The sequence below is a fragment of the Streptomyces sp. NPDC057694 genome, assembly GCF_042799415.1.
Lineage (GTDB): Bacteria > Actinomycetota > Actinomycetes > Streptomycetales > Streptomycetaceae > Streptomyces.
In genome coordinates, this window is sequence record NZ_JBHVIX010000036.1 from 18,659 (window position 1) to 31,349 (window position 12,691).

Sequence of the window (12,691 nt, forward strand, 5' to 3'; positions counted from 1 at the left end):
CCCACCGACTTGTCCGGCGATGTGAGCCACCACTCCCAGCATCAGCGCGTACAAGGCGTGCGGGACACCGGCGTGCACGACCTGCGCCCCCTCAGGGAACGCTCCCGCCTCATCTTGTCCACCGTCGTGAACACGCCGGTCGTCCGCCGTGGCGAGAGCGGGGACGGTGTCGGAGCCGGGCGAAGTGCCGCGGTGGATGTCCGGGGTGGTGACGATCTTGAGGGCGAGCTGCTCCAGCGGCAGGCGCCGCTGAAGGTGGGGCAGGCTCTGCCAAGCGGTGAGGAGCTGGCCGAACGTGACGCCTGGGTGGTCCGGTCGGGCAGAGCGGAGGTGTGCTTCAACGCTCGTCTTCAGTTGGTCGCGGAAGGCCGAGGGGGAGCTCAGATCCGCGTAACGGGACCGGTCCTCGGGGGAGCCGACGGTGCCGATGGCTGCCTGACGTGCGGCGACGTGTTGCCGGGCGGCGGTGTCGATGGCGTCGCGCACCGTCCTGGCCGGGAACTCCCCGGAGACGGCGGTGGTTTGGGCGCGCAGGCCGGCTTCGACGACGGCCCGGATGTCCGCGCGGACAACGGCCTGCTGCTCCCGGGCCTCCTCACCGATCACGGGCTCCGGCCGGTACAGGCGGAAGTAGGACTCAAGGGCCGGGCGGACCAGGTGGACGGGAAGGTCGTGCAGATCGAGGTCGTCGATGACGGCGGTCATCTGCGCCGGGGTGAAGGAGGAGGCGCCAAAACCGTCGGGCTGTTCGTCGGCCGTACGGGAGTCGCCTCCACCACGCAGACCGGCGTGCGTTGCCCCGGACAGAGGCAGGACGGGGTGCCCGGCCAGTGCACGGGCCACAACCCTGGCAGCGAGGGGGCCGCCCTCCCGGTGGGCCAGGGCAATGGCGCCGAGGTCGCGCGCCGTGGGCTCCTGGGCGGGTGTCCCCGCGGAGGAGGTGAGGTGGTCCCCGGCGATGTCGGCGGCCTTCTGCTGCTCCTCGGGCGTCGCCCGCTCCCACATCGACTCGAAGACGTCCGCTCCCACATCCCTCATCGCCGCGCCCGCGACGACAAGCCGGGCGGCGGCCTCCTCCAGACCTGCCGTGACCTTGCCCGACCTGCCTGCCGTGGCCTTGCCCGTCCTGCCTGCCGTGGCCTTGCCCGACCCGCTTGCCGTCGCGGTCCGCAGGGCGCCCAGCGCCTGGTGGTACTCCGCGGCGGCGGCAGCAAGTGAATGCGCGGCGGTGACGGCCTGCCTCTCGGCCGCACCCGCCTGCGCCGGCATGACTGCCGCCTCGTTCAGCTCCTTCACCCAGGCATCGCGCCGGTCCAGCAGGGCCTGCGAGGCCCGCAGGACCGGATCGTTCGCGATCCACTCCAGAGGCGGAGGACCGTCGATGTACGCGCCGTTGTTGCTGCTCCACTTGTACTGGTTGTCCGAGCGTTGCCTGCTCAGGTCGTAGACGAGTGCGTCGACCTGACCGTCCTGTGCCAGTACGTACACGAACGCCAGACCGCCACTGCCGCTGTTGACATGGGCGTGCAGCGGCCTGTTGAGCTTCCAGGCCGTCCGGTCCTCCCGTATCGCCTCGCCGCGGGCCACCCGCTGCGCCACGTCACCGGGCTGCACATCGGAGAAGTCCTCCGCGCTCATCCGGCCCGCGTAGCGGACCCGCCCGCTCAGACTCCAGGTGCCGGACGCATTGGCGCGTATGCCGCTCACCCTCTGCGCCCGCTGGGCCAGCGCACGGCTGTGCCCTTCCGCCACCTGGAGCCACGCGTGCCGGGCCGCGTCCTTCACGGCCTGGTAGTGCTCGCCCGGCGCCACGTCGACCGCCTCCAGGAACGCGGCGAAATGCGGCTCGAAGGTGGCGTCAAGCCCCCGTGCTCCTCCCCGCTCCGGCACCGGTGCGGCCGCGGCGCCGTCCCCGGTCCCGATCCCGGTCCCCAGGCGTTCCTCCAGGAAGGAGCGGAACGTGTAGAACGCCAGCGAGTCGGGATGAGTGGCGAGGTCCCGTGCGACCACCGGGGCCGCCTCCAGTAGCGGCAACAGCTCCGGATGTGTCCCGATCTGCGCGGCGATCCGTTCGCCCACCGCGTCCGCCAGCAGTTCGGTCACCTCCGTCGGCAGCGCCCGTGCCGACACCACTGCCTGGGCCCGGGCACTCGCCGGCACGGACGAGGCCGCCGCTACGGGCTCCGGTGCCCGCACGTCGCCCGCGACCCGTCCGGCCGTCACCGGCCGAACGGCCGGGCCGCCCGAACCGGCTCGCAGCTTGTCAAGTGCCTCAAGGAGCCTGCCCGGATCATCGGCCTCGACCAGGTCCGCCAGCCGCCCTTGCTCGGACAGGCGCTGCACACCGGCGGCGAAGTCCGCATCCTGCGCGGCACGCCGCTGCCACTGCGGCTGTTCCACGAAGGCCGCGGCGAACCCGGCAGGCGAGCCGTCGCCCGCCACCAGACCCACCACGCCACCGTGCAGCAAGGCCTTGTACAACGGCTCCCAGCTCTCGGCGGTGAGCTCAGCCCCTCGCGCCAGCAGCACATCCGTCAGCCTCGGGTAGTGGCCCAGGAGGTTCCGCAGCCGTGACCGCATCTGCCCAGCCAGCACAGGGTGCCGCTTCACCAGCCGCCACACATCGGCGCCCGGCGTCGCGCTCTTCGCCGCCGCGTCGTCCACCAACGTCCGGTCAGCCCGCAGCTGCTCCACCAGGACCGGCCGTTCACGCAGCTCGGCAAGGAGTGCGGGACGGCCGGCCAGCGCCTCCGGCAGACCCCGCAACGTACCCAGCGCCTCACGCAGCCCACCGTCCGCCAACAGCGCATCAGCCAGTCCGGCCGTCCTGAGCACCGGCCCCAGCACCTGCGGCCTCGTCAGCTGCGTCCGCGCCCTCGGGCTCGCGTGGGCCAGCACCTCCGCGAACCGCGGCACCTTCAGCACCACAGGCAGCACCGTCGGCTCCAGCACCACTTCCGCCAGCCCGGGATGCAGGTCCAGCTGCTCCAGAACGTCGGCCGACGTCAACAACTTCCGCCAGGAAGCCGCATCAGCGGCGACATCGGTCCGTTCACTGAGCACCGCCGCCACCGCGGGCAATCCCATCAGATTCAGCACAGAACCCGGTTCGGCCGCGGCGTCCTGCAGACGCCCCTCAGTAGCCACCGTCGCAGCCACCACGTCCCGCGACGCCGACTCCAGCAACGACACCAAGTCCTGCGATTCTCCCAGCACCTCCAGCACGTCCGTCCGCACACTCGCAGCCCGGGCCACCGCCGTGTGCTCCTTGAGGAGAGGAAGCACCTTTTTCACGGCGGGAATCAAAAGTTCCACATCCCAGCGCTGATAAAGGTCGATGTACGCGGGGTTCGTCAGATAGAGACGGACCTCGTCGGCGGTCAGGTTCGCACGGAAGGCCTCGTCGTCACTGAACGTCGCGAAAAGGCGGTCGTCGTCGGCCAGCAGGCCTGCCAGGTCCTTCAGGCGGATCACCTTGCGCAGGGTCTGCGATGACTGTCGGAACAGATCGAGCAGCGAGGGCCTGACCGTGACCAGCTCGGTGAAGCGCGGCGTGGCCACGAGGGCCTGGGCCAGCGAACGGTTGGCCACGGCGGCCTGTCGCAACCTGTCGTCCGCGAGGACGGCCCGGTAGGAGCGCATCTGAGCTTTGTCCACCCTGATGCCGACCGTCTTAAGTTCCTGGATCATCCCTTGGTCGGGTGTCCGCTGTTCCCAGCCCGCGACAAGGCGATCCAGCAGATGTGCCAGCTCAGGGTCGAGTGCGATGCCCAGCTCGGTGATGTTCGGGGCGCCCGTCTCGCTGATCAGCTCCAGCAGGCCGGCCACCCCATGACCGCCGCTCGTCCCCCGCGCGTCCGCGTACTGCTGGAGCAGAAGTCGCGCCGGCTCTTCGAACACCTCGGGTCGCGCAGCCCACTCCCGCGCGAAACCCGGCCTGGCGACAGCCTCACGCAGGACGTCCGGGAACCGCAGCAACGCCTCCGTCATCTGGCCGGCAGGCTCCTCCTGGCCCATGTGCCGCGCCAGCACCTCGAAGAGCTCACCGGTAAGCAGCTGCTCCCAGTGGGCCAGCGGTATACGGCCGAACGCATGGGTCAGCCGTTGCAGCACATGAGGGAATGCCAGCACCCGGCCCCGGACGAGCGGCCATTGCTTCTCATCCAACAACTCTACGGTGAGCGCGGTTTGCCGGTGCACCAGTCGCGCCAGCGCCGCGTCGCCGACGGTCATCGCCGCTCTCCCCTCGTCGCCCTCCGGGGTTTCCGGAAACAGGTCGTCATCGGCATGTGCACTCAGCGAGCCGGCGAGCCACGGGTTGGACGCCGTCTCCACCACATCGACGAAGGGCAATGACAGCAAATAACTGTTCACCATGTAGGCCAGCAGCGGCGATTCGGGCAGGAGCCGACGGAGGTCGGTCGACTTTCTGAGCTGCTGGTCGAGCTGCTTTTGGAGTTTTTGCAGGCCGGACCTGTAGAACCATTCCACGTCGGCGTGGCGCGCCGCAGCTCTCATGATGACGAAGGCGATTTCGTCGTCCTCGGGCAACTTCAGGTCGGGCTGCTCCTCGCGGCCGAGAATGCGTCGCAGTTCATGGGGCCACGTGATGCCCTGCGGGTAGCGGGCCAGGCGTTGAATCAGGTCGTCGCGGGGCATCAGTTTGCGGAGTTGGGGATCTTGGTTTTCCGCGAGCACCCGCACCACGGGGTGCGCAGCCCGGAGATGCTCCAGCTGAGCGAATTTATCGGCGCCGGCGACCGCCTCGGGACTCATCCCCGCCGGGCCATCCGCCTCTACCGGATGCTGTGGCTCCGTTGTCTCATTCAGCGCCTGCAGCAGCTCATCGTCCGGGATCGTGTCGTAGTGGTCGGGGTGGTGGGAGAGGGTGACAGCCACGGCGGGGTTTCCGACGGCCGCGGCGATCTTATTCTCGTCCGACATCAGGCGCAGGGCCAGCTGGGGCAGGTCTTCGAGCACGTCCGTCAGCAGCGGTGAGCTACTCAGGATCGCCAGAACACCCGGGTGGGCCTTGACCACCTCCAGCATCTCCGGAGAGGACAGCACGACCTGAAGCTGCCCGGGGAACGGCCGGATGGCGGCTCTCAGCTCCTCGTCGACGAGCAGCGTCCTGTAGAACTCCTGGCTGTCCTCCTCGCCCCAGTAGAGCCGGGTATACAGGACCGCCGGGATGGCGCGCTCGCTGGCCAGCTGCCACAGCGCCTCGCGCGGATCCTCGAGCTCCGCCAGCGCGCGAGCGAACGGGCCTGACAGGCGGGCGACATGGGACAGATTGCCGTGAACATCCAGGATCGTATGGAGCAGGTCCGCACGCCCGTCAATGGCTCCCAGCAGCTCATAGGAACTGAAGGTGGCCCAGCGGGCCTCGGAATCCGTCTCCAGCATCTTGACCACGTCGGGTCGACTGAGTATTTCCGCCATGCCCGGTTCCTGAGCCTCGTACCAGGTGATGTCGGCCGCCGCCAGGGAGCTCACCAGTTCGGGGGCTGCGCTCAGCGCGTCGATCAAGCCGAGGTGGTCCTCCAGCAGTTCCAGCAGAGCAGGCTGGCGCGCCACCGCATACACCAGGCGCGGGTGCTCCAGCACACGTTTCGCCGCATCCACCTGCGGTGAGTTCATCAAACTGTCGAGCGCGTGCACCAGGCTGGGTACGGACTGGTCTTCAGGGTAGGGCAGTCGCCGCATCAGGTGCTGTGCCGCGGAGAGAACGCGCGCACGTTCTGGCGTGCCCACAAAACCGGACAACTGGGCAACAGCAGCGCGCAATTCCCCGACCATCTTGGGGGATACCTGAGGAAGAGCACTCTCGGCCGTCGTCGTTCCGGATCCGGAAGCGGTCCCGGATCCGGAGGCTGCCGTCGCCGCGGTCCTCGAAGCGCCGGTCTTCTTCTTGTTCTTGCCGCCGCCCAGCATGCGCGGGCGTTCCCCGTACCGGATGAGGTGCGCGATCGTTTCGGCCTTCGCCTTGGAGGGAAGTCCCTGCTCGTGCTCCTCCAAGGCGTCGTGGACCCGCATGATCGCGTCCGCCCCGGGCTCCGCCTCCCCTTCGCGCCCGGAGGGGACCGGCAGCCGGCTCAACTCGGAGCGCACCTGCGCCAACAGGTGCGCGTCGGAGGCCGGTTGCCGTGCGGTTTTGAGGGCGAGGTTCCTGAGGTGTGCGGGTATGAGACTTTGCGCGGCGTAGAGGTCTTCGGGTGCGGTGTGGGTTGCCTGTTCCTCCTGTTCTGTGGCCGCGTCAGCGAGATGGAACGCGCGGACGATCTCGAAGAGCGAGTGGTCCCTGCCGGGCAGCATCCAGCCAAGCAGTGCTTTGCGGAATTCAGCGGTGGACGTTCCGGCTACGTTCAGCCACTGGAATGAGCGCATCACGCGCAATGCTGTCCCGGACACACCGGCCACCACGGGCATGTTTCGCTGTTCGTGCCATTCCCGGTACCAGTCGGTGGTGGCATCGAGCTCGATACGGACCGAGCCTTCCACCCAGCCGACCGGAAGCTGTGGGCCGAATGCGGCGTCGCTGTCCAGATCGGTGTTGCGGGGCGTCGCAACGGTGACGTCCTGGCGCACGACGGCCACGATCCGCTCCACCGGTCGGACGGCCCCCTCGGGCTCGAGGCCCGCGCTGTGCCCTGCCGCCTCCGGTACGGCAGGGCCGCGGTGCACCTCGACGGAGAACACGTCCGGGCGGGCGAGGAGGTCGGCCAGGTCCGGCATGCCGGTGACCGGGTCGAACCCAAGGGTGGCGAGCGGAATGTCGTGGAGCGTGAACCCCTCCAGTGTCAGGGCGGGTTCATGCTGGGCGAGGAAGGAGAGCTCATGCGGTGAGAGCGGCGCCCCGAGTTCGCTGTAGTGCCTGGGGGTGCTCATTCGGTCGCCGAGGGAGCGGTCACGTGCGGAAGCAAGAACGCGGGTGTTCTGGCTGCGCGGCATCTCCATCGGATCCTTGCCCCGGCCGGCGGGGTCGAAAGCGGCGAGACTGCCCACCGCGAACGGGTCGCCGAGGACGAAGAGATGACTCTGCCGTGCCAGCGCGGGATCGTCCTCCACGGCCTTTTGCAGTTCCGCGCGCCGGCCGCCGTGCAGGAAGTCGTTGTAGGCACGCAGCCCGTCGACGTCCAGCCCGAGGCCCGCGGCCTGTGCCATGCGTGCCTCGACGGCGCCCGGATCCGCGTCCGCCGCCGGGGGCAGCAGCGACTTCAGCAGGCGAGTGAAGGACGGCAGGTCGGGCTTGTTCTCGTACAGCGCCTTCCCGCCCACGGCGTTGAGGTAGGCGGTCATGAGCTCACGCACACTGCCGTGAGCAAGCAGTTCGTCCAGGCGTTCCGCCGCCCCGCCGGGAGTCCGTCCGGTCTGTCCGGCGATCGTGGGGTCGTCGGCGAGGAACGCCTCGGCGGTGCTCTCCTCGCTCTCGTCGGGGAAGGCCACGCGCAGCACGTCACGGAGGCGGCCGACCGCCGCGCGGGCGGCGTCCAAGGCGGCAGGGTCGTGGTGATAGTGCGAGCCGAGCCGCCGCTCGAAGTCCTCAGCCGCGCGCTCCGTGTCCTCCCTGGCAGTTTCGGTGCCGATCGGACCGTCCACGCGCGGACCGGACTCCGCGGACGGCGCGTCCTGGGACACGGCGTAGTGGACTGCGGGCGCGGTGTCGACCTGACCAGCGAAGGACTCGCCCGCTGTGGTGTCGCCAGGTGTCCAATCGACGCTCCAGGTCGCTGTGTTCCACACACCGGTGCGGTCGTTGGGTCTGTCGTAGACGCGCACGACGGCCTCCGCATCGATCCAACGGGTGAAGGCCACCTCCTGCTCGACCCCGTAGTAGGTCACGTGGTCGTGCTCCTCCCGCCCGGTGAGTGTGGCGTTGAAATCCACACCGGTCGGATCGGAGTTCCGGGACGGATCGATCTCGTACCGGTAGGGCCTGCCCTTAAACCACAGATCACGGTCCCGGGTGGTCGATACGTACTGCGCCCGAGGATCTTCCTCCACCCATTCGGTCAACTCGACGACGTTGTCTTCGTCAGTGGCCGTGAAGCCGTACTTGAAAATCTCTTCCGGCGGTTTGTTGGAGAAGCGCCACAGGGTTTCGTCGGGCCGGCTCTCCACAAGCACTGGCGCGTCGTCGAGGCTCACATAGTCGTAGTCCACCGCGGCCATGCGGTCGGAAGAGGACACGGCGGAGTCCGCCGCCTCGGCCGGCTGGACGGTGGTGCCGGACGTGTCCCGGGCCTGGAACTGCGGGTAGCGGGCGTGCGGAGCGAAGACCTCGGCGATCTGTCGGAGGTGGTTGTCGGTGAGGATGAGCGGGCGACCAAGGGTCTCAGCGGTGAAGGGCCCCATCACGCTGGAGGAATCCGGATCGGCGTGCGGGCCGGTACGACCGCCCGGAACAAGGAGCACCCGCGGATCGGCCTCGTCGTCACGGACACCGAGGCCATGGACGATCTCGTGCACATACGCCTCGGGCCGAACGTCGGTGTACCAGACGTCCTGCACCATCTGCCGCCGACCGGGAAGACCCGGCCGCACCGTCACGACCGAATCGGCACCGTCCGGACCGGACCCGTCGACGAACTCGGCCTCGACCCGCAGGACCGGTCCCTCGCCGACGCCCAGACCAGGCACGGGCACACGGTAACCGGGCTGGTTGACCAAGGTGTCGAGGGTACTCAGTACGTCCTGCTTGAGTTCATCCAGTCGGCCGGGAGCGACTCCGTCGGAACGCAGATGGATCCGACGGGTCAGATGGAGACGTCCGGCCGGATCAGCGGCACTGACGTGCCACTGCCAGGAGTAGCCGACACGGGTCAACTCGCCCGAATTGCCCGGCCGGGTCACATGCCGGGAACCGTCGCCACGAGCGTCGATGACAAACGCGTCGACATCGCCACGCCCATAAGGAACCCATCGCTCCGTGTCCACCCGCCCGGACGTGACGGCGACAGCGTCCTCACCACCCGAGAGGTCCCCCACCGGCCGGAGGACATCCCCGGTCATCACCCCGGGCGACACCTCCGATACGGATTCCCGAGCAGTCGGCACCTCATACGTGACAGCGGGTGCCGTCTCCGGGTGCCCGCCACGCACCTTCCCGGGCCGGGGGACGCCGGCCTCGCGGACCAGAGCCCGTGCCACGGCTCGCGCCGCGGGCGGACCGGCTTCCCGGTGGGCCAGTGCGACGGCGCCCAGCTCGCGCGCCGTTCTCCGCGGCGCCGACGAGGCGAAAAGGTCCTCGACCGCCGTGGCGATCTCCTGCTGGTCCTCCGGTGCCGCCTGCTCCCAGAACTGCTCGAAGACCTCCGCTCCCACACCGCGCATCGACTCACCGGCAGCCAGCAGAGCCTCGGCAGCCGTCTTCAGGCCACCGCCGGTGGCTCCCCCGTCGCGCATGACGGTGGCACGCAGAACACCCAGCGCCTTGTGGTACTCCCTCACCGCCTCGTTCAGCGCGGCCGCCGCGGCGACCCTCCGCCGGACCACGTCCGTCTGCGCGGGCGGCCGGGCAGCTTCGCTCAATTCCCGCGCCCAGTCCTCGCGCCGGGCGAGCAGCTCGCGCGAGGCGCGCAGGACCGGATCGTTGGCGATGATCTCCAGCGACGGAGGGCCCGAGACGGGCTTCTGGCTGCCGCTCCACCGGTAGTCGTTGTTGCCCGCCCGGTCGGTACTCATCTCATAGATCAGCGTGTCGACCCGGCCGTCCGGCGCCAGCACGTAGACGAACGCCACGCCGCCGCTGCCCCGGTTGATGTGCGCGTGCAACGCCATGTTGAGCTGGCGGGCCCCGCGGGGCTCCCGCACGCCCTGGCCCAGTGCCACATTCTGCGCCACGTCGGCCGGCAGCACGTGAGCGAGACGCTCCGCCGTCATCCGGCCCGCGTAATGGACGCGGCCGCTGAGCCGCCAGGTGCTTTCCGCGCCGGGCTGGATCTCACGGACGTTCCGCGCGTGCTCCGCAAGCACGCCTGCCCTCTCTGCCGCCACCCGGCGCCACGCGTGCTGCGCCGCGTCCCGGACCGCGCTGTAGTGGTCTCCCGGTGCCACGTCGATCGCTTCGACGAATGCCGCGAAGTACGTTTCGAAATCGCGGTCCGACGCCGACTGCCCCTTCTGTGCCGTCTCCGGTCCGGTGACCAAACGATCCGCTCGTGGCAGTTGGCTCTTGAGGAAGGGATGGAACGTGTACGACTCCAGCCGGTCCGGGTGCGCGGCGATCTCCTGCGCGATCGGCGGCGCAGCGCTCAGCAGTGGCAGGAGTTCCGGGTGGACCGCGATGTCGGCGGCCACCCGATCGCCCTGCGCGCTCATCAGCAGATCCGTCACTTCAGGCGGTAGCGCCTGAAGTGCTTCGGGGCGCGATTCGGTCGCCACTGTTACGGACGGCTGCGTCGTCACCGCTCCGGAAGGCCGGCTCCCGGCCGTCGAAACCGGTTGGACGGCCACCGACCCCGGCCTGGCTCGCAGGGCGTCCAGTGCCGCCGACAACCGGCCGGGGTCCTCGGCGGTGACCAGGTCCGCCAGGAGCCGCTTCGCGGCAAGGCGCTGCACACCGGAGGCGAAGTCGTCGTCGTCCACGGCCCGCTGCTGCCACAGGGGCCGCTCCACGAACGCCGCGGCGAATCCGGCCAGCGGTCCCTCCGTCCGCAGCAGGGCGGGGACGCCGCCCCGCGACAGAGCCCTGTGCAGCGTGCCCCAGGTCTCGGCGGTCAGCTCAGCACCGCGTGCCAGCAGTACGTCCGACAACTTCGGGTAGTGCCGCAGGAGGTTCCGCAGCCGGGAGTTCATGTGCTGGGCGAGCGCCGGATGCCGCAGGGCCAGACGCCACACCTGGGTGTCCGCCAGCGCGTCGTCGACGAGAGCGCGGTTGGCGCGCAGCCCCTCCACCAGTTCGGGACGCCCGCGCAGATCCCGCAGTAGTCCGGGACGGCGTGTCAACGCCTCCGGCAGGCCCCGCAACGTCGCCACCGCGACAGCCAGTTCCGGACGCTCCACCAGAGCGCCGACCAGGTCCTTGCCCGCTCGCTCCACCAGCCGTGTCACCCGCGGCGTACTCAGTTCCCTGCGCACCGCGGGCGCCACGGACGCCAGTACCCGCACGAATCCGGGCACCGCCGAGACCGCCCGCAGGACCGTCGGCTCGACCACGGTCCACGTGGCATCGGGATGCGCCGTCAACTGTCCCATGATCTCGGCCGAGCCCAGCAGCCGACGCCACGACTCGGCATCGGCGGCGACATCGGTCCGCTCCCCCAGTGCGTGCGCCAGGATCGGCGCATGCGCCAACACGAAGACCAGAGTCGGTTCATCAGCGGAAGCCTCCAGACGTCCCGGGGTGGCCACCACCGCCTCCGCCACCCGCTCCGTCGCTTCCAGCAGCACGCTCACCAGCCCGGGCGACCGGCCCAACGCCGTCATCGTCCCCTGCCGCTGCACCACTGCCCGCGCGATCGCCTCACTCTTGAGCACCAGACTCGCAATGTATTGCATATCCGGCATTATCAGTTCCGGGTGCGAATGATAAGCCGGAGCAATCTCAGGGTTTCGTCGGTATTCTTCTACCATATCAACCCTGGAGGTGTTTTCCCGAAATCCAGAATTTTCGCTGAACAACCCGAATGCGTAATCATCGTCCGCCAGCAGATCGGGCAAATAATCTACGCTAGCGACCTGTCGCATGATCAACGGGTCACGCTCGAAGAGCCGCACCAGCGAGGGACGGATCATCATCAGGTCGAGGAACCGCCCCGCACCCATGAGCGCCTGGGCGAAGTACCGGTTGGAAATAGCGACAAGGCGCAACTCATCACGTTCGAGCACGGCTTTATAAGTCGGCATCACCTCGTAGAGCCCAGGAATATTTGCCGCCCCTGCCTCCACTTCCACCACATCCGCAGGCATTTCCCCTCGCCAGCCGGAAATCATGATGTCAAGCAGCCTCCCCATAAACGGGTAGAGCTCGAGTCCCTCCTCGGTTATAAGAAGCTCGCCCGAGGACTCAACCGCTTTCACCAGATGATCGAAAGATTCCTCGAAGGCCCGATCGCTACCCTTCCCTCGCACGTCATCAATCAGTTCGAGTACCTGACGCGCCGACTCGTCGAACGCGCCAGGATGCTCTCTCCACACCTTCACGAACCCGGGCCGGGCCACCGCTTCACGCAGCAGTCGCGGGAATCTGATCATCGCCTCCGCCAGCGCCCCGCCCGGCCGAACGGTATCCGCGCCAGCCACCCGCGCTTCTTCCGAAGCGGTCAGCCCCGCGAACTCACCCAAGGCTTCGACCACGTCGCCGGTCAGCAGTGCCTTCCAATGGGTTGCGGACATGCTTCCGTAAGTGCCGAGCAGTCGCGGCAGCAACCCCGGGAAGTCCAGCACGTTGTCCCTGACCGCACCCCACCGCTGTTCTCCGGCCAGCTCGATGGCGATCGACGGATGACGAGCCAGCAGCCGCGCCAGTGCCGCGTCCCTCGTCATGAGTGCTGTGTGCAGATCGGCCACTCCCGTCGTGGACACCTGAAGGACGGATCTGGAGCGCTTCGCAGTTCCGGCGAGCCATGGATCGAACGCCGCCTCTTCGAGATCCAGGTACCGCAGGAAACCGGGATACGTAAAGAACAGGTAGGCAAGCAACGGCGACCGGGGCAGCAGATCCCACAGTTCAGGAAGTTCGGCGACCATG

The 12,691-nt window shown here is 68.7% G+C and carries 1 protein-coding gene (only partly in view); it reads right to left on the bottom strand.

This entire window lies inside a single protein-coding gene on the bottom strand: locus ACFVDP_RS40725, encoding a hypothetical protein. The 43,455-nt coding sequence extends 12,057 nt beyond the window's left edge and 18,707 nt beyond its right edge, so the window shows coding positions 18,708-31,398, spanning codon 6,236 (partial) through codon 10,466 (complete); the first complete codon in reading order (the gene reads right to left) occupies window positions 12,688-12,690. Both the start codon and the stop codon lie outside the window.